The sequence below is a fragment of the Streptomyces sp. SDr-06 genome (assembly GCF_003324565.1).
Classification (GTDB): Bacteria; Actinomycetota; Actinomycetes; order Streptomycetales; family Streptomycetaceae; genus Streptomyces.
Window position 1 is genome coordinate 71,142 of record NZ_QOLA01000020.1, and the last position, 20,139, is coordinate 91,280.

Here is a 20,139-nt window from a genome sequence, read left to right on the forward strand (position 1 = left end):
ACGCTGCGTCCGCCGTTGGCACACGGCGAGGTGCTGGTGCCCTTCTGGGACCGCCGGGGCAGCCGCGGGCGTCGGACGGGAGGAACCCGTTCCGTCGCCGACTATGCTCCCTGTCGTGCCGTCCGCTCCTCCGTACGTACGGCGGATGTCACTACTGGTGTGAAGGTTCGGTATCCCACGTGTTGATCGGGCGTCAGGACCTACGGTCGACCATGGCCACGGCACTGTCATCGCGGACGGCCCCCGCGGCCATGTTGTTGCTCGGCGAGGTCGGCGTCGGCAAGACCACCCTCCTCGACATGGCGGTTCACGAGGCTCTCGAAGAGGGGACCCGGGTTCTTCGCGTACGGGGCAGCGCGGCCGAGACCGAGCTCGCCTTCGCGGGGCTGCACCAGATGCTGATGCCGCTCCTGGACCGGGCCGAGCAGTTGCCGCCGCGGCAACGGGCCGCGCTGCTCGGCGCCTTCGGGCTCGGTGACGACCCCACGCCTCCCGACCACATGATGATGAGCCTGGCCGTGTTGACCCTGATGTCCCAGCTCGCCTCGGAACAGCGGCTGCTGCTCGCTGTGGACGACGCGCAGTGGATCGATCAGGGCAGCCTCCAGGTGCTCGGGTTCCTGGCACGGCGCCTAGCGGGCGAGCCGATCGGGCTGCTTGTCGCCGCGCGCGGCACGCGGCGGCCCGACTGGCTCGATCCCTCGGTCCCGGAGCTGTTGGTGCCCGCCCTGTCTCCGGCCGAGGCGGAGGAACTGCTCGGTGCTCAGCCCGCACCGCCGGCAGGAGCCGTTCGCCGCCGCGTCCTGGACACGGCGGCCGGTAACCCGCTGGCCCTGGTCGAGCTGGCGCGTTCCGCGGCCCGGGACGGCGGGCTCTCGCCCCTGGGCCACCTCCCCGTGACCGATCTGGTCGAGCGGACCTTCACCGCGCAGGTCGGTGAACTTCCGTCGGGGACCCAGGAAGCGTTGCTCGTCGCGGCAGCGGCCGAAGGTGCTGACCTGTCCGCGGTCCTGGCCGCCCTTCCGCCGGGCACGGACATGGAGGTCTGGGAGCCCGCCGAACAGGCGGGCCTCGTGAGCCTCCACGCGGACGGGATCGCCTTCCGGCACCCCCTGATCCGGTCGGCGATCTACAGCGCCGCGCCGTTCTCGGAGCGTCGCCGGGTCCACTTGGCGCTCGCCGCCGTGCTGGATCACGACCCCGACCGTCGGGCCTGGCAGCTGTCGGCGGCGACCGTGGCCCCGGATCCCGGGGTGGCCGCCGCTCTGGAGGGCACCGCGATGCGGGCGTTGAGCCGCGGCGCCCTCGTCGAAGCCCTGAGTGGCCTGGAGCGCTCCGCCCAACTGCACCCCGCGGCCGCCGACCGGACGCGCCTGTTGACGACGGCCGCCTACGTCGGGGTGCTGGTCGGTGACATCGCGCAGGCGGAGACCCTGGCGGCGAAGGCCGCGTCGGTGAATGAGGATCCGGCGGCGACGCCGTGGATATCGGCCCTGACCGGGCTGGTGAACATGCTGATGATGCGGATGGAGTGCGCCTTCGCCCTGGTCGTCCCGGACACGTTGAGCGACGTTGCACGGCTGGACGAGGGCACCTCCACCATCGCCACCGGAATCGCGTACCACTCGGGCATTCCGCGCCAGCGGGAACGACTGCTGAGGCTGCTGGCCGACCGGGCGCAGGAGGGTATGGAAAAGCGTCCGTACGACCTGTGGGACGCCGGTGTCACCGACCCGTTCGGCGCGGGGCACCGGGTACGCGCCCACCTTCGGGCCGCTGCCTCGGCGCCGGGCCGGATTCCCACCGAGACCCACACGCTCGGGGTGCTGTGCATGCTGCTCGACGAGACGGAGACGGCGGTCGGCCTGCTCACCGAGGTCGCGAACCCGCAGTGGGAGCACGCCGCGGCCTTCCACGGCGGGATGACCGCCGCCGATCTGGCCTGGGCCCATCTCGACAGCGGCCGGTGGGCGGACGCACGGCTCGGGGTCGAGTCGCTGGCCCGACGGTTCCTGGCGGGCGAACACACGCTGGGAGCGGTGCGGGCCCTGACCGTCCTGGCCACGCTGTGCGCCCTGACCGGAGAACCGGACATCGCGCTGAGGCACGCCCATGCGGCGCTGGCCGTGACGGAGCCCGCCGGCGCGGCCGGCACCGTGGTCCGCGCCCGCCGGGCGGCGGGCCTGGCGGCCACCGCGCTGGGTGACCACGCCTCGGCCTACGGACACTTCCGGTCCCTCTTCGACTGGTCGGGGACGCCGGTCCATTACCACCTGTCCTGCTACGCCGTCGCCGACCTCGCCGCGGCGGCCCTGCTCACCGGGCACACCCACGACGCCTCGGCGGCCCTGAACCAGGTCGTCGCGGAAGTGGCCGACGGCGCATCGCCGCGACTGCGGCAGATCCTCAACAGGGCACGCGCGCTGCTGGCCGAGCCCGCGGAGGCGGGAGCGCACTTCCAGAGCGCTCTGGAAGACCCGGCCGGACACCGCTGGCCGTTCGAGCGCGCCCAGATCTGGCTGGAGTACGGCGAGTGGCTGCGCAGGCAGCGGCAGATCGCCGAGGCGCGAGCCGCTCTGACCAAGGCGCGTGAGGTGTTCGAGGGCCTTGGCGCGGTGCACTGGAGCGAGCGTGCCCAGGCGGAGCTGCGCGCGGCGGGCGTGGCGATCGAGGCCGCGCCGCACAGCGCGTTCCGCACGCTGACGCCGCAGCGCCAACGGATCGTCCGGCTGGCCGCGCAGGGGCTGACGAACCGCGAGATCGGGGAGCGCCTGTTCCTGTCGCCGCGCACTGTCGGGACCCACCTCTACCAGGTCTTTCCCGCGCTCGGGGTCACCTCGCGGGGGCAACTGCGCGACGTGGTGGAGCGCGAAACGGCCGAGTGACCAGAGGCGGGGCGATGACGTAACAAAGGCTAAGTCATCTGACGGATGGCACCGGCGGCGCGGGATTCAACACTGGGCGACAAGACAGTCCCACCCCCGCTCGGAGGATCCGTTGAGCGTCGTCACCACCTCGCCGCTGTCGCCCGCTGAACGGAAGGACTACTGGCACAGCCTGTTGTCCGACACGTTCATCCCGCTCGACCTCACGCTGCACGAAACCGATCCCTCGCCGGGCACCATCGTCAGCCGACCGCTCGGGTCCCTGCAGTTCTCGGAGGTGGAAGCCGGTCCGCAGACGGTGTCGCGCGACCGGCGCCTGATCGCCCGCGGCGGGGCCCAGTTCCTGACCGTCACCTTGCAGCACACCGGAACCGCCCGGCTCACGCAGGACGGCCGCCAGGCCCTCGTCACACCCGGCACCTTCACCTGCTCGGACGCCGGACGCCCCTATACGCGGGAGCAGCCGGACCACTTCCGGTTCACCGCGGTACGTGTGCCCAAGAGCGAGCTGGGCGTGTCCGAATCCGATCTGCGGGCGATCACCGGAACCGTCTTCAACGGCCGGCACGGCACCTCCGGGCTGGTCGCCGGGCATCTGACCCGTCTCTCCCGCTGGGCGGCCGGATACGACGCGTACACGGCCAGGCGCCTGGCCATGACCGCCACCGATCTGCTCGCCGTCCTCGTCCGGGAACGCCGCGGCCTGCTGCACCCGCAGTCCTCGGAGGCCACGCACGCCCTGCTGGCGCGCATCAAGGAGTACGCGCTGCGGCACCTGGCCGATCCCGCACTGTCGCCCGAGCGCATCGCGGCCGAGCACCACATCTCGGTGCGCTACCTCCACAAGCTGTTCCGGGCGGAGGGAACGACGGTGGGCCGCTGGGTGCGGCACGAGCGACTGGAGCGGTGCAGACGCGATCTCGTGGGGCGGGAAGGGGCGGCGGATCCGGCCGTGTCGGCCGTCGCCCAGCGCTGGGGCTTCGCGAACCCCTCGCACTTCAGCCGCGCCTTCCGAGCCGCCTATGCCGTGTCGCCGCGCGAATGGCAGGCCGGTGCCCGGAGCGTGTGATCCGGGTCCCGGCCCGCAGCACCCACTCAGTGCCGCTGCGGCCGCAGCCCGCTCAACTGCGCCTCGAACGGCACCAGTTCGGCATAGGGATCCGCCGGCCGGCGGTGCCCGGCGCGCATGAGCGCGGCCAGCTCACCGGCGGCGCGCGCCACCCGGGTGTCGAGCGCGGCGCCGCGGACCCCGCCGCTCGCGCCCCAGTCCTCCGGAGCCGCGAACACGGCGGTCGGCGTGACCGTGGCTCGCAGGTGGGCGAAGAGCGGACGCAGCGCGTGCTCCAGTGCCAGGGAGTGTCGGGCGGTGCCGCCCGTGGCGCCGAGCAGCACGGGTGTGGTCACGAGCGCGTCCCGGTCGACGACATCGAAGAAGGATTTGAACAACCCGCTGTAGGAGGCGTTGAAGACGGGAGTCACCGCGATGAGACCGTCCGCGGACGTCACGGACTCAAGTGCCGTGCTGAGCGCGGGCGGCGGGAACCCGGTGGTCATGTTGTGGGCGATGTCCACCGCCCGCTCGCGGAGATCGATCACGTCCACCACGAGGGTGGCGCCCACGCCGTCCAGCGCGCCGGTGACAGCCGCCGTGAGCCGGTCGGCGAGCAGTCTGCTTGAGGACGGCGACGAGAGCCCGGCGGACACGACGGCCAGCCGCAGCGGACGCGGCACCGGTGCCGGCGCGCTCATCGCTGGTCTCCGGCCGTGGGCGCGGTGCGCGACGCGTGGGTGGGGCCGGGCGGAACGTCGGCGGGACGGCCCACCGCGAACTCCTTGCGCAGCACCGGCACCACTTCCTCGCCGAGCAGGTCGAGCTGTTCGAGAACGGTCTTGAGCGGCAGACCCGCGTGGTCCATCAGGAACAACTGTCGCTGGTAGTGGCCGAAGCTCTCGCGGAACGCCAGCGTCTTCTCGATGACTTCCTGCGGGCTGCCCACCGTCAGCGGAGTCTGTTCGGTGAACTCCTCCAGGGACGGGCCGTGTCCGTAGACGGGGGCGTTGTCGAAGTAGGGCCGGAACTCGCGGACGGCGTCCTGGGAGTTGCGCCGGATGAAGGCCTGTCCGCCGAGCCCCACGACGGCCTGCTCGGGCGTGCCGTGGCCATGGTGGGCGAAGCGGCGGCGGTAGAGCTCGATCAGGCGCCGGAAGTGGTCCTTGGGCCAGAAGATGTTGTTGGCGAAGAACCCGTCGCCGTAGTAGGCGGCCTGCTCCGCGATCTCGGGGCTGCGGATCGAGCCGTGCCACACGAAGGGCGGCACGCCGTCCAGGGGGCGCGGGGTGGCGGTGAACCCCTGGAGGGGGGTGCGGAAGCGCCCCTCCCAGTCGACCACGTCCTCGCTCCACAGGCGCCGCAGCAGGGCGTAGTTCTCGATCGCCAGGGGGATGCCGTCGCGGATGTCCTGACCGAACCAGGGGTAGACCGGGCCGGTGTTGCCGCGGCCCATCATCAGATCGACGCGCCCGTCGGCCAGATGCTGGAGCGTCGCGTAGTCCTCGGCGATCTTCACCGGGTCGTTGGTCGTGATCAGGGTGGTGGAGGTGGAGAGGATCAGCCGTTCGGTGCGGGCCGCGATGTAGCCGAGCATGGTGGTGGGGGAGGAGGGGACGAAAGGCGGGTTGTGATGTTCTCCGGTCGCGAAGACGTCCAGGCCCACCTCCTCCGCCTTGAGCGCGATGGCGACCATCGCCTTGATCCGTTCGTGTTCGGTGGGGGCCCGCCCGGATGTCGGGTCGGGCGTGACGTCGCCCACGGTGAAAATGCCGAACTGCACTGAGATCTCTCTTCGTCGTGAAGGGTGGGGAAGGGGGCGGTGTCACAGAGTGCGGCGCACGCCCGCGTGTCGCTCCAGGTTGCGGAGCTGGGTGGTGAGGTCGCCTTCGACGGCGTGGTGGGCGGGGCCGCTGCGGCCGATGGGCAGGACCTCCTCGCTGCGCATGTCCTCCAGCATCAGGGCGAAGGCGGCGTATGTCGCGACGAGGGCCACCGCCAGGCCGAGTGCGCCGGACGTCCGCGTGAGCCATTCCGTTCCGCCGAGCCCGGCCAGGGCGGTGGCCGCCCACCGGGGCAGCGAGGTGACGATGACGAACCACAGGGCCCGCTTGGGCCGCGTCACGAAGGCCATCAGCGCGCCGAAGCACAGGAACGCCAGATTGAACACGCCGAGCACGCGCACTCCTCCGGGTGCGCCGCTGCCCAGAACGAGGGAGTACGCCAGCCAGCTGCCGGCGAACGTGCCCATGAGGGTGGCGGCGATGACGTCCCGGGCCCCGAACGCCAGGATGCTGACCAAAAATTGGAGGAAGAAGGCGGGCAACACACACAGGGCGACGGCGCGCCGGTCGGCGGGTTCGAAGATGCCCAGCTGCAGGCAGCCCGTCATCACGGAGGCGATCGCCACGGTGAAGAACCCCAGGGGCAGGGGTGAGGCGATGGGACGCAGGGTGATCCGCGTCATCGCTCTGAGGTCGGGTTCGAAGCGACGGCCGCCGTCGGCCGGGTCTGTGGTCATCGGCTCGGTCTCCTCGTGTGGGTCGGTGTCGGTTCGGCGGGCGTCGGCCCTCAGTGCGCGAAGCACGGGTCGACGAAGGGCGAGGGCGCTTCGGGGCCGAGGCCGCGGGCGACCCGCCACTGGCGGTGGCGTTCGGATTCGGCAACCGCTTCGGCCATGGCGGTCGCCTGCTGAGCCCCGCCCGACTGGTAGCCGCCGAAACGGGCCACCGGTGCCCAGTCGGGGCTGACCGGGGGAATGTCCTCGTCCAGGCCCGCGTACTCGGCATCCGCGTAGACGATCCGACCGCCGACGACGGTGCACACGGACTCGATGTCGGGGATCGCCGCCTCCGGCACGCTGAAATAGTCGTCCGAGAGGATCGCCAGGTCACCGTAACTCCCCACGCGCAGACTCCCCTTGACGTGTTCCTCGCCGGTGAGCCGGGCCCCTCCCCGGGTGTACAGGACCAGCGCGGTCTCCCGGTCGAGGAGGTTCTCGCGCGGATAGAGCGCCCTGCCGCCGACCGTGCGGCCGGTCACCAGCCAGTGCAGGGCCACCCACGGGTTGTAGGAGGAGACCCGGGTGGCGTCGGTGCCGGCGGCCACGGTCAGGCCCCGGTCGAGCATGGCCCGGACGGGCGGCGTGTGCGCGGTGGCCTCGGCACCGTACCGGTCGAGGAAGACCGAGCCCTGGAAGGACATCCGGTTCTGCACCGACAGGGCGCCGCCGAGGGCCGCGATACGGTCGAGGCTGTCGCCCGAGACGGTTTCGGCGTGGTCGAACAGCCACCGGTTGCCGCCGGGAAACAGTCCTTCGGCAGCCAGTTTCTCGAAGACCGCCAGATCACGGCGGATCGTCTCGTCGTAGGTGGCATGGAGGCGAAAGCCCCATCCGTTCTCCAGCAGCATGCGGACGGCCTGCTCGAACTCGCCCTCGTAGGAGCCGAGTTCGGGCCTCGGCTCGGAGAAGTTCTCGAAGTCGGCGGCTGCCCACGTCAGATTCTCACCGGCCCCGTTGAGGCGCAGCCACTCGTCTCCGTCCCCCGGTTTCACGGTCTCGGTCCAGCGTTTGAGGTCGGCGAGTTCCTGCCCGGGGGTCTGCGGGAACAGGTGGTAGGCGATGCGCAGCGACAGCTCCCCCGAGCGCGCCAGATCGACGACGGTGGCGTAGTGGTCGGGGAAGCTCTGGAAGCCGCCCGCGGCGTCGACCGCGGACGTCAGCCCGAACCGGTTGAGTTCGCGCAGGAAGTGCCGCGTCGAGGTCCGCCGGTCCGCCTCGTCCAGGGCGGGTGCCTTGGCCAGCGTGGAGTACAGGACGAGGGCGCTCGGCGCGGCCAGCAGGACACCGTTCGGTTCGCCGTCCCGGCCCCTGACGATCTGGCCGCCGCGGGGATCGGGGGTGTCGCGGGTGAACCCGGCGGCCAGCACCGCGGCCCGGTTCATCAGGGCCGACTGGTACAGGTGCAGGACGAACACGGGGGTGTCGGGCGCCGCGGCGTTCAGTTCGGCGACGGTCGGCATCCGGCGTTCGGCGAACTGCTCCGCGGTCCAGCCGCCGACCACCCGGATCCACTGCCCCCTGGGGGTGCGGCCGGCCTGCTCGCGCAGCATCGCCAGGGCGTGACGCAGGCTGCGCACACCGTCCCAGCGCAGCTCCAGTACGTAGTTGAGGCCGCCGCGGATGACGTGCAGGTGCGAGTCGTTCAGACCGGGCACCACCCGGCGCCCCAACGCGTCGACGACACGGGTTTCCGGGCCGATCAGCCCGGCCAGGTCGTGGTCGTCGCCGAGGGCCGAGACCCGGCCGTCGCGGATCGCGACGGCACGGGCCTCGGGGCGGGCGGGGTCGCCCGTGAACACCTTCGCGTTGCGGACGACGAGGTCGGCCGCCGGGTGCTCGGGGTGCTGGGCGGCCTGCACCCCGGCGACGGGCATGCTCGTCATGCGAGAGCCTCGCGCAGCGCGGTGACGGCGGTGGTGATGGCGAGCGACGCGGCCTGCGTGTCGCGCAGCGTGTTCAGCATGACGAAGTCGTGGATCGTGCCCAGCACCCGCAGGGCGGTGACGGGAACGCCCGCGGCCCGCAGCTTGGCGGCGTACGCTTCGCCCTCGTCGCGCAGCACATCGGCTTCGGCCGTGATGACGACCGCCGGCGGCAGACCGGAGAGCTGGCCGAGGGAGGCCCGCAGCGGGGAGGCGGTGATGTGCGCGCGCTCCGCCTCGTCGGTCGTGTACTGGTCCCAGAACCAGCGCATGGCGTCGCGCCGCAGGAAGTAGCCCTCGGCGAACTGCCGGTAGGAGCCGGTGTCGAAGGCTGCGTCGGTGACCGGGTAGAACAGCACCTGGGCCGTGAGGCGGACGTCGCCGCGCTGCTTGGCCATGAGGGTGAGGGCGACGCTCATGTTGCCGCCCACCGAGTCACCCGCGACGGCGAGCCGGGTGCCGTCCAGGTCTCTGTCGTGTCCTTCGCCGACCACCCACTGCGCGACCCGGTAGTTCTGCTCGATGGCCACCGGGTAGCGCGCCTCGGGTGACAGGTCGTACTCGGGGAACACGACCGCCGCACCGGTGCCGACGGCGAGCTCGCGCACCAGCCGGTCATGGGTGTGCGCGTTGCCGAAGACCCAGCCCGCGCCGTGGATGTAGAGGATGACCGGCAGCGGACCGGTGACGCCGCGGGGACGGACGATGCGGGCGCGGACGTCGCCGGTCGGACCACCCTGGACGGTGATCCACTCCTCGTCGACCGGCGGCAGCGTGATGCCGTCTCCGCTCTGGACGTCGTCGACGGCCTTGCGGCCGTCCTGCACGGGCAACTGGTAGAGGTACGGCGGCTCGGCGGTGGCGTCGGCGAATGCCTGGGCGGCGGATTCGAGGACGGGCAGCTCGGACATGGGGGTTCTCCTTGGGGGTGAAGGGTGGGGTCGGTGGCTGGGTTCAGCAGGTGCTGTCGATGGCGTCGAGGACGACGCGGGCGACGGCATCGGGCCGTGACACCGGCACGGCGTGCGAGGCGTCGACCTCGGTGATGTGCGAGCCGGCGCGCTCGGCCATCCACCGCACGGCGGCCGGGGGAATGTTCTTGTCCGCGGCGGCGATCAGCGCCCACGAGGGGATCGCCTTCCACGCCGCGTCCCCGGCCGCCTCCTCCAGCGCGGCCGTCGCCACCGGACGCTGGGTGGCGGCCAGCACCGCTGCGTCGGCGAGGGGCACGTCGGCGGCGAACTGGCCGGGGAACTTGGCCCGGTCGATGACGAGTTCGGTGCCGCTGCCCTCGGGGAGGGGGTAAGGCAGTTCCTGAACGGTCTCGCCGAGAGTGGAGCCGGGGAACTTGCCGGACAGTTCCAGCGCGCTCTCGCCGCGGTCGGGAGTGAAGGCGGCGATGTAGACGAGGGCCCTCACCTGGCTGTTGCCCACGGCCGCGCTGCTGATGACCGCACCCCCGTAGGAGTGGCCGACCAGCACGACGGGGCCTTCGAGAGTGGCGAGGATGCCGCGCAGATAGGCGGCGTCGCCGGAGAGACCGCGCAGCGGGTTCGCGGGTGCGATCACCCGATGGCCCGCGTGGTGCAGTCGGCGGATGGTGCCGCTCCAGCTGGAGGCGTCGGCGAACGCTCCGTGAACGAGCACGACGGTGGGCCTGGGGCGCGGTCGCTCCGCGGTGTCCGTGGCTGGGGTGGTCGGATCCGCCGGGTTGGGACGGTTGGTCGAGGACATGGAACTCCTTCAGTACATGGGGTGTTGGGGTTGGTACGTCCCGGCTGGGACAGGAGGGGGCGGGCGGCCGAGCCCCGCGACGCCGTTCGTCCGTCCTCCTACGCACGCACCAGCGGGGTGTCGACGAGGTGCTCCGCCACGAACCACACCTGGGCTTCGCCGGTGCGCAGGACCTGGGAGACGAGGAGGTCTGTGCTGCCCTCGTCGCCCTCGGCGGAGATGCGAGCCGCGGCGTCGCGGGTGTCGATCAGAATGCGCTCGTGGGCGTCGAGCAGGCGCGACAGCATGACCGGTACCTCTTCGACGCCGTCCGGCGGGCGGGGGACGGAGGTCAGTTCCGCGACATGGCGCGGGTCGGCGACGGCGACTCCGCCCAGGATCTGGATCCGCTCGGCCAGGGCGTCCACGATGGCCAGTTGTTCGTCCGCGTGCTTGTCCAGCATGAGATGGAGGGAGTAGAAGGTGGCTCCCCGCATCAGCCAGTGATGCTTCTTGTAGAGGGAGTACAGGATCTGGGTGTCGGCGAGCACGTGGTTGAGTCGCTGGCAGGCGTACAGGCGGGTGTCGTGACTCAGGCCGATGGGCAGTTGCTTGAGGGTGCCGAAGGCCTGGGTCTCGGGTCCGCTCTGGTGAAGCAGCGGCTGGCCGCCGCTCCGTGCGGGCGCGGCAGTGGGGGCAGTGGGCAACGGATGCTCCGGTTTACAGGGTGTAGGTGGGCCGGGAAGGGCCCGGGCGGTGCAGTACGAGTCGGGTGAGCAGGCCGCTGCCCGCCCCCGCCGCGACGACGAGGGCCGTCCACCACAGGGGGTAGGACGCCAGTCCGAGGGCGGCGTCGAGGGAGTACGCTCCGGGTCCGATGGCGGCGAGGGAGCCGGACGTGACGATGAGCACCAGCGGGTACTCGTAGCCGTCGTTCTGGACCCAGAGGCCGTTGGGCCATTTCACGGTGAGGGCGACGGTCATGACGCCGATGGCTCCGGTCGCCGCCAGCGGAGTGAGAAGGCCCGCGGCCAGCAGCAGACCGGAGCCGATCTGACCGCCCCCGGCCGCGAGCGCGGTGAGCGTGCCGCCGCGGAATCCGTCGGCGCGGAACTCCCGCGTGCCGCCGGCCAGCCCTTTGCCACCGAGGTGCGAACTGACCTTCTGCACGCCGTGGCCCGCGACGAGCAGGCCCACGAGCAGACGCAGGATCAGGATGCCGGTGTCCATGCCCGGTCAGCCCGCCGCGTGCGCGCCGAGCAGACTCTGGGCGTACACGACGCCGAGCCCGTAAGCGCCCGCGTGAGCCTTGACGATCTCCATCACGGCGCCGTACGTCTCGGTGCGCGCCCAGTCGCGCTGGAGTTCCAGCAGCACCTGGACCCACGTCACCGGCACCGCACCGGCGGCCGTCATCCGCTGGACGGCGTGCTCGTGCGCGAGGGGACTCACGCCACCGGAGGCATCCGACACCACGTAGATCTCGTAGCCCTGTTCCAGCGCGGACAGTGCGGGAAGCACGAGGCAGACCTCGGTCCACAGACCGGAGAGGATGATCTTCTTGCGTCCGGTCGCCTTGACCGCGGCGACGAGCGTCTCGTCCTCCCAGGCGTTCATCGACGTACGGTCGACGATGTCGTGGTCGGGGAACACCTCGGCGAGCTGCGGCAGGAGCGGCCCGGAGAACGATTCGGCGGCCACGGTGGTCAGTACGACCGGCACGTCGAAGGCCACCGCGGCCTTCGCGAGGCCGACCGTGCTGTTGATGATGGCGGTCCGGTCGCCGCTCCCGGTGCCGAAGAACATCTGCGGCTGATGGTCGACGAAGAGCATGACCGAGTTGTCGGGGGTGAGCAGATCACCGCTCGGGGCGGCGTGCACGTGGTCGATGTCGAACATGGGTGGACCTCTTGGTAGGACGGGAAGGAAGGCCGCCGCGATACGCGCCGCGGCACACCCCGAAACTACGGAGGCCCAGGTGAGGGGAGTTGCTCGTGAGCGAATGAGCTGTGACACGACAGCGCACTCTCGTCCGGGGGCGGCGCCGGGCCCGCCCGCAGGGCCCCGGTGGTCCAGCTGAAGTTGATCGCTCACAGCCACCTCACCTACACCCGGTTCATGGTCCCCTGGCGCGCCACGGCGACCGCTTCCGTGATCCAGGGCTGGACGCTCTTCAACGCCGACCCCAGGACCCCGCGTGCGGTGTGCAGCGCCTTCGAGCAGTTCAGCGACTGGGCATGCCCTCACTGCCCTCGGTGACCGGCATCTTCGTCGGCTCGCCCGGTGAGCTCGATCCCCGCCTTGGACAGTTGCACCACCTGCCCGGCGTCGGCTGGTGTGGCTGTGCGACACCTACGGCGCCCTGCAGACGCATCTGGGTGCCGACGGCTACACCAACGGCCTGGACCCCGAACTCACCGACTGGCAGCAGGCCCATCACGGCGCGAACTACCCGAAGATGCAACGCGTCAAGTCCGCCTACGACCCGGACGCGCCAACGCCGACGTTGTCGTAGGGCGAACCTTCTCGGAGGGCGGAAGGACGTCGCCCCCGGAACCGTTCGGCGATGACCATTCCGTCGGCCTCCAACGGGCGGCCAGGCCGGAGATGGTCGAGCCGGGCAAGCCGATGCCGCACGCATACCGAAGGGGGCGGGGCCGCGCGCTAGCGGCAGGTCCGGGCTCAGGCCCAGCCGAGCCAGCTCAGGATGGTCTGGACGAGGAGGATGGTGGACATGGCCGCGACAGCCAGTACGACGATGGTGGCGGCGATGCGGTAACGCGGCCCGTTGGCCGCGGCGCCCAGGACGGTGCGGCGGTTGGTCAGGACCAGGAGGTAGACCAGAACGATGGGGCTGATCAGGCCCTGGAGCACCTGAGTGCCGATGAGGAGTTGGATGACGTTGACCGGGGTGAGGGCGACGGCCGCGCCGAGGATGATCTGGGCGGTGAACAGGCCGAGGAACAGGGGCGCGTCGCGGAAGCGGCGGGAGACGGAGCGTTCGACGCCGGCGGCTTCCCCGATCGCGTAGCTGGCGGACAGCGGCACCACGGCCCCGGCCAAAGCGGAGGCTCCGATCAGGCCGAACGCGAAGAGGAGTTCGGCTCCCTGCCCGGCGACGGGTTTGAGCGCCTGGGCCGCCTGGGCGGCGGATTCCAGGGGGCCTGTTCCTCCGATGGCCGCGGCGGTGGCGATGATGATGGTCAGGCTGATGAGGCAGGCGAACACGGCGCCCAGGATGGCGTCGGCCCGGATCAGCTTGTAGTCCTCGGGCTTCGCGCCGCGGTCCACGACCCCGGCCGCGGCGTAGAACTGCATGTAGGGGCTGACCGTGGTGCCGATCAGCGCGACCGCGAGCAGGATGAACGCCTGGCTGCCCTCCATGTGCGGGATCACGAGGTGTGAGCCGACCTGGCTCCAGTCGGGGTGGCCGAGGATCATGGCGACGGGGTAGGAGAAGAAGGCCAGTGACATGATCAGGAAGATGCGCTCGGCCCATCGGTAGGAACCGAACAGCACCAGAGCCCACAGCAGCAGCGCGGCCGGGGGGATGACGGCCCATTTGGGTACGCCGAGGAGCTCGAACGCGGCGCCGATGCCGGCGAATTCGGAAACCACGAGGCCGGTGTTGGCCAGCAGCAGGCAGAAGACGGCCAGGGCGGTCAGGCGCAGGCTGAACTGTTCGCGGATCAGGGCGCCCAGTCCCTTGCCGGTGTACGCGCCGAGCCGGACCGCCATTTCCTGGACCATCACCAGGGCCACGGTGACGAGCACCATGAAGAACAGGGTGGAGTAGACGAACTGGGAGCCGGCAGAGGCGTACGTGGCAATGCCCGCGGCGTCGTTGCCCGCGTTGGCGGCGACGAGTCCCGGGCCCGCGACGGCCGATACGGCGACGATCTTCCGCCAGCCCCTGCGAGGCGCCGGTTGCCGTGTGTTCGGAGGGGCGACGTCCCCCGCGGTGGTGTCTGCGTCGCTGGTCACTGCAAGAACCTCCGGAAGTGGCGTCGTCCGCGCTCGGGGAGAAGCGCGTCGAGAATGTCGTCGGCAAGCATGCGCCCCAGCGGGAGCTCGTTCTCGTCGATGACCAGCAGGGAGGACGCGCGGGAGGCCAGCAGATGGTCGGCGGCCTCGTCGATGGCGGTGTCGGGGCGGAGGGCGACCTGCGGCCCGAATTGGGCGAGCCAGTCCACCACGTCACCCATGGTCGAGGTGTCCTCGGCCACGGTGAGGTGGAACAGGGGCACGTCGGTGATCAGTCGGCCGTCGGCGTCCACGACGGCCACGGCGTCGATCTCGGTGCGGTGCTCGGCCTGTTCGGCCAGCTGGCCGCGGACCTGCGCGATGGTGTGCTCGCGCAGCGCGGTGACGAGCCGTGTGGTCATGGCGCCGCCCACGGTGTCCTCAGGGCGGGCCAGCAGCCCGCGCAGGTTGGTGGCCTGCGCCGGGGCCATGCGGTCCAGGAGGGTGCTGCGCTCGCCCGCGCCGAGGTCGCGCAGCGCGTCGACGGCCTCGTCGGGTTCCATTTCGCCCAGCATCTGTGCGGCGTAGGAGGGGCCCGCCTCGCGCAGAAGGTTCTCCAGTTCGCCGGGCTCCATCTCCTCCAGGGCGTCGGCGGCGTGCCCGGGTTCGAGCCAGGTCAGCAGCTGCTGGCGCTCCGCGCGGCCCAGGTCCTCCAAGACGTCGGCCAGGTCGGCGGGCCTGAGCTGGTGCAGCGAGGAGCGCGTGCCGCGGAGGCTGACCTCGGCCGGTCCCTCGGTGGCGTGTTCGGCGAACGGGGCCACCGACTGCCAGTCCAGTACGCGCTCGGGGGTGGGCCTAGCTTGCCAGCGCCGTGGGCCCAGCCTGCGCAACAGGGTGGGCAGCGAGACGTCCACGCCGACCAGCACGATGCGTTCGGCCAGGGGCGCGAGGTACAGGTCGGCGGCCCGGGTGACCTGGATGCCGTCCACGTCCACGAGTTGATGGTCGAGCACGTCGCGGGCCAGGAGCACTTCACCCGGGCGGCGCTCGTACTCGCGCAGATCCATCCGCGCCGTCCGCAGCCGGACCCGGCCCGCGTCGACGTGTTCCACCGCGTCGATGGGGAGGAAGGCGTGGCGCCGTCCCACGCGGATGACCAGGCCGGTCACCGGCGGGTAGGGGTCCGTGCCGTACAGCCGGGCCACCACGTCGACCACGCGGCCGACGTCCTCACCCGCCTGGTTGGTGACGGGACCGCCGGTCAGACCTGCCAGGGACACCAGAGAACTGCGCACCGCTTTCGCGGCGGTGGCACGGCGTGCGAGCTTCACCCGACGGTCGCGCAGACGCGCGGAGGTGGTCATGAGCAGCTGGTTGGCAGACAAGGCGAAACCCCCTGAACCCGCCGGGGCGGGACCGGGCAACACCAGGTCACGCCACCCGTGCCCCCCGGCCGGACGAGCGGCGCCGGGACGGGAGCACGGGGTGGAGCGGTTGCCTGGTGTCGCGGAGAGATGGCGAGGAACACGACAGCTGGGGCCGACTATGGCCCGGACTACTGTCCATTTCGCCTCCCCCCGCTCATGAGCACCCAACGTTCCGTCGTCCCAGCGGGCACCGGCTCAGCCAGATGGCAGCTCTCGGCGGCGCTCGAACCCCTGCGCACCCCAACCTCCGTCAGGGGAGGCCCGGATGAGCGCGGCGCCTGGGCAGCATACCGGAATTACTTGCCTAGTTGCGCAAGCGGCGCCTGGGTCCGAACGGCAGTCGAACAGGGCCCTGCCGCAGGAAAACCGCGCACCGCCCACCTGGCGCAGGCGCGGCGGTCGCTGTGACTCCCGGTCGCTGCACGGCACTTGAAATTCCTGGGGCGCTCAGCGTGAAGACGCCCAAGCCGGTGCCCAGGTCCCCTCGGCGCCGTGGTCGGCCGTCGTGGCGCTGAGGTGGGTGTGCAGTGTGGTCAGCGCGGGGTGGGGGTTGTCGCGGTGCCACAGGAGGGAGTGCGGGTAGACGGGCACCGGATCGGTCACCGGGATGCGGCGCAGACCATGGTCGGCGGGCCAGACCAGGCGGGTGTCCTCGCCCATGAAGGTGGCCAGGGCCGGTGTGTCGGCGATGGTGTCGAGGAGCGCGTCGGAGCCGAAGTTGGGGCCGGTCGCCTCGATGGTGAGTCCGAACTCGGCGACGAGGTCGTCGTAGTAGGCACCCCACTCGGTGCCGGGCGCGATGCCCGGCATCCAGATCCGGTGCCCGGCGAGTTCGGCCACGGTCACCGAGCGGGCGCCTGCCAGGGCGTGGTCGGAGCCGACCAGGAGCTGAAGCGGTTCGTCGAGCGCCCGGACGGACTCGATGTCCTCCGGCAGGGGGTGGCCGGGCGCCGGGACGGCACGGAAGGAGGCGTCGATCTCACCGGAGCGGATGGCGGTGACGGCCGTCTCGATGCCGAACAGCATCATCACGTCGAGGTCGATCCCGGGGTGGGCGCGGTGGAAGCCCCGCATGAGGCTCGAAGCCGCGCCGCGCGAGTTGATCACGTCAACGCGCAGCGGGCGGCTTCCGGGGCGTAGGGATGCGACGGCGCGTTCGGCACTGCGCAGCAGTTCGCGGGCGTGCGGCAGGAACGCCTGCCCGTCGATGGTGAGCTCGGCGCCCCGTGGAGCACGGGTGAACAAGCGGACACCGACGGCACGCTCCAACGCGGCGATGCGTTTGGAGACGGCCTGCTGGGTGATCGACAGGTCGGCGGCGGCCAGCTGGAACCGGCCCGAGTCGGCGACGGCGACGAAGGTGCGCACTGCTTCGAGATCCACGCCGGTCACCCTAGCCAACAACCATCAGTTGTGGATGGGTGACGGGTTGGTTGTTTGACCTGCCGAAGCGCCGACGCTTGGCTCTCTCTGGTCAACATCGGTTTGTTCGGGCGGGGCGTTGAAGGAGCGAGCTGAACATGAGGGGCAGAAGGCGGCTGGGCCGGCAGTTCGGCTGGCTGTGGGCGGCGTACGCGGTGAGTGCCTACGGCTCCGGGCTGGGGTTCGGGGCATTGCCGCTGATCGCCGTGGTGGTCCTGCGCGCCGGGCCCGCCGAAGTGTCCGCGCTGTCCGCGGTGGGCCCCGCGGTGGGAGCCCTGATCGCGTTGCCGCTCGCGCCTTGGGTGGAGTTCCGGCGCAAGCGCCCCGTCATGATCATGATGGACGTGGCCCGGTTCGCGGCCATGGGGAGCGTCCCGGTGGCCTACGCCGCCGGTCGGCTCAGCTTCGTCCAGCTGCTCCTGGTCTCGGCCGCGGTCGCCGCGGCCAAGATCACGTTCAACGCGGCCGACGGGGCTTACCTCAAGGCACTCGTCCGGCCGGACGACCTGCTCGTCGCCAACGCGCGGTTCGAGTCCACGAACTGGAGCTCCATCGCGGTGGGCCCGCCGCTCGGCGGGGCGGCGATCGGCTTGCTCGGGCCCGTCACCACGGTGGTGGCCGACGCCCTCAGCTACCTCCTGTCCGCACTGAGCCTCACCGCGATCCGCGGCCAGGAAGAAGCACCGCAAGTGAACGACAAGGGACCGGTCCGGGCGAGCGCGTTGCTCGACGGCTGGCGCCACATCATGAGCCACCCCGGCCTGCGGCCCCTCTACCTCAACCAGATGCTCGTCGGCGGTCTGATCATGGCCACCGAGCCGCTCCTGGCCGTGCTCCTGCTGCGCCAGCTCGGGTTCCCGCCCTGGCAGTACGGCCTCGCCTTCGCCGCCCCCTGCCTCGGCGGCCTCATCGGGTCGCGGCTGGCCCGTCGTGTCGTGGCCCGCTTCGGACGGCATGGGGTCTTCCGGATCGTCGGCACCCTGCGCGCCATCTGGCTGATCGGCCTGGCCTTCGTCGGTCCCGGTGTCGTCGGCCTCCTCACCGTGATGGCCGTCGAGCTGGCGATCATCATCAACATGAGCCTGTACACCCCGGTGCTCGCCACCTACCGGCTGGAACACACACCCCAGCATCTGATCGCCCGCACCCTGTCGGCCTGGTCGATCGGCCAGCAGGCTTCCATCGCCATCCTCACCGCACTCGCCGGACTGCTGGCCGACGCCACCAGCCCACGCACCGCTCTCACGGTCGCGGGACTGCTCATCCTCACCACTCCGCTCCTGCTCCCCCGACAGGACCAGACGCAGCTCAGCCCGGAACTGTCTCGCAGCCCCCGTGAGGCAGCGCAACCCGCCAACTGAAGCCCGCGGGCCGCAGCCCAGGCGCGCGCGGACCGCGGACTCCGCGTCGACCAGGGACACCACCGGCAAGGAGGACCCTCGCGTGAGCACTGCCCCCGCCGCGGACGCCGCGCGCACCGCGCTGCTCGTCAAGGACTACCAGCCCGAGATCCCGGCCCAACACCGCCGTCTTGCACGAGGCGGACCCTGCCGCTGTCGTCCACGAGCGCCCGGCTTCCAGGGACGGCGACATCGGCGTGCGCGAGATCCGCTACGGCGGCATGTCGACCACCGCCGCCGACCAGCACCTGCGCGCGATTACACCTGGCCGCGCCAGGCCCCCGTCTCGTGACCGCGCTCCTCGATGTACTTCTTGAAACGCTTGAGGTCTCCGGTGACCTGACGCTTGACGAAGCCGAGCTTGTCGCCGACGTTCTCGGCGAACCCGTCCGGGTCGTACTCCAGCTGCAGCATCACCTTGCAGCTGCTGTCGCTCAGGCGGTGGAAGGTGACGACACCCGCCTGCTTCACCTCGCCGCCGAGGGTCGTCCAGGCGACGCGCTCGTCGGGAATCTGCTCGGTGATCTCGGCGTCGAACTCGCGCTCCACGCCACCTATCTTCGTCACCCAGTGAGTCATCGTGTTGGTGCGCTGCTCGATGCGCTCCACCCCATCCATGAAGCGGGGGAACGTCTCGAACTGGGTCCACTGGTCGTAGGCGGTGCGCACGGGGACGTCGACCTCGACGGATTCTTCGACCTGCGACATGAGGGTTCCTTCCTGGTTGCGGAAACCGGACGGCAGTGCCGGTCTTGTCGGGGGAGGCCCGCTCCCCGCCGACTCGCCTGCCCCCGATGAGCCGGACCATGAACGCCGAAGAGGCACGCGTCCGGAATCGCGCTCGACGGAGGGACATGCCTTCTGGTCGAGCCGCCCGTGGTGCCGCGACAGCTGAGCTGCGGGATTCCTGGTGCTGACCGTGCGGGTCGCGGCCGGGGCGGCGCGTACGTCCGCTCTACCATCGCCCATCGTGACGCACACGTTCGAGGAACTCGTTGAGATGCAGCGTACGGTGGACGCAGCACAGGCCCAGGTGGAGCAGTTGCGGGAGCAGTACGGACCGTTGGTCGGCCGCTCCTGGTCCGCCCGACAGTCACAGACGTACGAGACGGCGTGGCGAGCGTGGCGTGACCTGGCACGCGACGTGCAGGCCGCCGTCACCGCCTACGCGAAGGACCACGGTGGCACCCGGCAGGACGTGGAATCCCGGGTGCGCAAGGCCATCCGCTACCCGGACTAGCAGCGTGGAGCTCGTCGTCGTCCAAGTCCGCGCGCAGGAAGGCGGGAGAGCACTCTCCCTGCCCGCGGACCGTGTGTCCCAGAGTGAGCGAGGCGTCGTCAGAGGCCAGACTTGAAACAACCGGGCCCGGCTTCGCCCGGTGCTCCTGCAACGTAAGGGAACGATATGACCTGGGCATCTTGGACCACGGTGGGCATCCACGTCCTTCCCGGCGTAGTGCAGGCCGAGGGGTTCGGCCAGATGCAGGGAGACCTCACCATCCACACCACCTGGTCGGAGCACGAGGCGCATCTGGCCGTGCAGTACTCCGGCGCCTCCGAGTGGTACACCCTCGTCGGCAGCCCCGTGCCGTGCCACTCCGAGGAGGACAGCCGCGCCTACCACCAGGCCGTCGTGGACGGTGTTCGCGAGGGCGAGCGCGCACAGGACGTGCTGAAGAAGCTCTCCCGCACCGCTTGAGGCGTTTGTGAGGTGCGGCGTGCCGCCGGGTGGCGCCCCACCCGGCCTGCTGTCCGGCACCGCCCCGCTGCCCGGCCCTGAAATCGACCGGCGGAGC

At 71.0% G+C, this 20,139-nt stretch carries 19 protein-coding genes; 6 read left to right on the forward strand and 13 right to left on the reverse strand.

Going from position 1 to position 20,139, the window contains the following annotated elements; all coding sequences use genetic code 11:
- The first annotated feature begins 179 nt into the window (after nt 1-179).
- Both DT019_RS30440 and DT019_RS30445 read left to right on the forward strand, forming a co-directional pair.
- Nucleotides 180-2,885, forward strand: a complete 2,706-nt coding sequence (locus DT019_RS30440; RefSeq protein WP_223279840.1) for a helix-turn-helix transcriptional regulator — start codon at nt 180-182, stop codon at nt 2,883-2,885.
- A 112-nt stretch (nt 2,886-2,997) separates the two neighbouring features.
- Nucleotides 2,998-3,954 carry a helix-turn-helix domain-containing protein gene (locus DT019_RS30445; RefSeq protein ID WP_114040179.1) on the forward strand — a complete coding sequence of 319 codons (957 nt, stop codon included), beginning with the start codon at nt 2,998-3,000 and terminating at the stop codon, nt 3,952-3,954.
- Nucleotides 3,955-3,980: 26 nt separating this feature from the next.
- On the opposite strand, the gene DT019_RS30450 is transcribed toward DT019_RS30445, so the two are convergent.
- The 9 genes from DT019_RS30450 to DT019_RS30490 form a co-directional block, all read right to left on the reverse strand.
- Nucleotides 3,981-4,634 (reverse strand): CE1759 family FMN reductase, encoded by a 654-nt coding sequence (locus tag DT019_RS30450; protein ID WP_114040180.1) that lies wholly within the window; start codon nt 4,632-4,634, stop codon nt 3,981-3,983.
- Entirely contained in the window at nt 4,631-5,716 is a 1,086-nt protein-coding gene (locus DT019_RS30455; protein ID WP_114040181.1) for an LLM class flavin-dependent oxidoreductase, read from the reverse strand. Before DT019_RS30455 ends, DT019_RS30450 begins: the two co-directional genes overlap by 4 nt.
- Nucleotides 5,717-5,758: 42 nt before the next feature.
- The gene (locus tag DT019_RS30460; RefSeq protein ID WP_114040182.1) at nt 5,759-6,454 is read right to left on the reverse strand and encodes a GPR1/FUN34/YaaH family transporter; all 696 of its coding nucleotides are present in this window, start codon (nt 6,452-6,454) and stop codon (nt 5,759-5,761) included.
- Between the two features lie 50 nt (nt 6,455-6,504).
- The gene (locus DT019_RS30465) at nt 6,505-8,379 is read right to left on the reverse strand and encodes an amidohydrolase (RefSeq protein ID WP_114040183.1); all 1,875 of its coding nucleotides are present in this window, start codon (nt 8,377-8,379) and stop codon (nt 6,505-6,507) included.
- A complete protein-coding gene (locus DT019_RS30470; RefSeq protein WP_114040184.1) occupies nt 8,376-9,329 on the reverse strand; it encodes an alpha/beta hydrolase in 954 nt (317 codons plus the stop codon). Before DT019_RS30470 ends, DT019_RS30465 begins: the two co-directional genes overlap by 4 nt.
- Nucleotides 9,330-9,372: 43 nt before the next feature.
- Entirely contained in the window at nt 9,373-10,152 is a 780-nt protein-coding gene (locus tag DT019_RS30475) for an alpha/beta fold hydrolase (RefSeq protein WP_114040185.1), read from the reverse strand.
- A gap of 98 nt (nt 10,153-10,250) precedes the next feature.
- Nucleotides 10,251-10,838, reverse strand: a complete 588-nt coding sequence (locus DT019_RS30480) for a Dps family protein (protein WP_114040186.1) — start codon at nt 10,836-10,838, stop codon at nt 10,251-10,253.
- Between the two features lie 13 nt (nt 10,839-10,851).
- The gene (locus DT019_RS30485; protein ID WP_114040187.1) at nt 10,852-11,361 is read right to left on the reverse strand and encodes a DoxX family protein; all 510 of its coding nucleotides are present in this window, start codon (nt 11,359-11,361) and stop codon (nt 10,852-10,854) included.
- A gap of 6 nt (nt 11,362-11,367) precedes the next feature.
- Nucleotides 11,368-12,030 (reverse strand): hydrolase, encoded by a 663-nt coding sequence (locus DT019_RS30490; protein WP_114040188.1) that lies wholly within the window; start codon nt 12,028-12,030, stop codon nt 11,368-11,370.
- A gap of 436 nt (nt 12,031-12,466) precedes the next feature.
- Here DT019_RS30490 and DT019_RS30500 point away from each other — a divergent pair, with 436 nt between their 5' ends.
- Entirely contained in the window at nt 12,467-12,646 is a 180-nt protein-coding gene (locus DT019_RS30500; RefSeq protein WP_223279841.1) for a BBE domain-containing protein, read from the forward strand.
- 167 nt (nt 12,647-12,813) lie between these two features.
- Here DT019_RS30500 and DT019_RS30505 read toward each other — a convergent pair whose 3' ends face one another.
- From DT019_RS30505 to DT019_RS30515, 3 genes are all read right to left on the reverse strand, one after another.
- Nucleotides 12,814-14,115: an NRAMP family divalent metal transporter gene (locus DT019_RS30505; protein WP_223279842.1), complete on the reverse strand. Its 1,302-nt coding sequence runs from the start codon at nt 14,113-14,115 to the stop codon at nt 12,814-12,816.
- The gene (locus DT019_RS30510; RefSeq protein ID WP_114040191.1) at nt 14,112-15,479 is read right to left on the reverse strand and encodes a magnesium transporter MgtE N-terminal domain-containing protein; all 1,368 of its coding nucleotides are present in this window, start codon (nt 15,477-15,479) and stop codon (nt 14,112-14,114) included. Before DT019_RS30510 ends, DT019_RS30505 begins: the two co-directional genes overlap by 4 nt.
- Nucleotides 15,480-15,968: 489 nt before the next feature.
- Nucleotides 15,969-16,904, reverse strand: coding sequence for a LysR family transcriptional regulator (locus DT019_RS30515; protein WP_114040256.1), 936 nt, complete (start codon nt 16,902-16,904; stop codon nt 15,969-15,971).
- A gap of 137 nt (nt 16,905-17,041) precedes the next feature.
- Between DT019_RS30515 and DT019_RS30520 the strand changes: the two genes are divergently transcribed.
- A complete protein-coding gene (locus tag DT019_RS30520) occupies nt 17,042-18,304 on the forward strand; it encodes an MFS transporter (RefSeq protein WP_114040192.1) in 1,263 nt (420 codons plus the stop codon).
- Nucleotides 18,305-18,601: 297 nt separating this feature from the next.
- On the opposite strand, the gene DT019_RS30525 is transcribed toward DT019_RS30520, so the two are convergent.
- A complete protein-coding gene (locus tag DT019_RS30525) occupies nt 18,602-19,051 on the reverse strand; it encodes an SRPBCC family protein (RefSeq protein ID WP_114040193.1) in 450 nt (149 codons plus the stop codon).
- 262 nt (nt 19,052-19,313) lie between these two features.
- Here DT019_RS30525 and DT019_RS30530 point away from each other — a divergent pair, with 262 nt between their 5' ends.
- Both DT019_RS30530 and DT019_RS30535 read left to right on the forward strand, forming a co-directional pair.
- A complete protein-coding gene (locus tag DT019_RS30530) occupies nt 19,314-19,583 on the forward strand; it encodes a hypothetical protein (protein WP_114040257.1) in 270 nt (89 codons plus the stop codon).
- A gap of 165 nt (nt 19,584-19,748) precedes the next feature.
- Nucleotides 19,749-20,042: a hypothetical protein gene (locus DT019_RS30535; RefSeq protein WP_114040194.1), complete on the forward strand. Its 294-nt coding sequence runs from the start codon at nt 19,749-19,751 to the stop codon at nt 20,040-20,042.
- Nucleotides 20,043-20,139: the final 97 nt, after the last annotated feature.

Excerpts from the sequence above, each read along its gene's own strand:
- DT019_RS30450 (WP_114040180.1), bottom strand. The coding sequence starts at position 4,634 with ATGAGCGCGCCGGCACCGGTGCCGCGTCCGCTGCGGCTGGCCGTCGTG.
- DT019_RS30460 (WP_114040182.1), bottom strand. The coding sequence starts at position 6,454 with ATGACCACAGACCCGGCCGACGGCGGCCGTCGCTTCGAACCCGACCTC.
- DT019_RS30465 (WP_114040183.1), bottom strand. The coding sequence starts at position 8,379 with ATGACGAGCATGCCCGTCGCCGGGGTGCAGGCCGCCCAGCACCCCGAG.
- DT019_RS30470 (WP_114040184.1), bottom strand. The coding sequence starts at position 9,329 with ATGTCCGAGCTGCCCGTCCTCGAATCCGCCGCCCAGGCATTCGCCGAC.
- DT019_RS30475 (WP_114040185.1), bottom strand. The coding sequence starts at position 10,152 with ATGTCCTCGACCAACCGTCCCAACCCGGCGGATCCGACCACCCCAGCC.
- DT019_RS30485 (WP_114040187.1), bottom strand. The coding sequence starts at position 11,361 with ATGGACACCGGCATCCTGATCCTGCGTCTGCTCGTGGGCCTGCTCGTC.
- DT019_RS30490 (WP_114040188.1), bottom strand. The coding sequence starts at position 12,030 with ATGTTCGACATCGACCACGTGCACGCCGCCCCGAGCGGTGATCTGCTC.
- DT019_RS30520 (WP_114040192.1), top strand. The coding sequence starts at position 17,042 with ATGAGGGGCAGAAGGCGGCTGGGCCGGCAGTTCGGCTGGCTGTGGGCG.
- DT019_RS30525 (WP_114040193.1), bottom strand. The coding sequence starts at position 19,051 with ATGTCGCAGGTCGAAGAATCCGTCGAGGTCGACGTCCCCGTGCGCACC.
- DT019_RS30535 (WP_114040194.1), top strand. The coding sequence starts at position 19,749 with ATGACCTGGGCATCTTGGACCACGGTGGGCATCCACGTCCTTCCCGGC.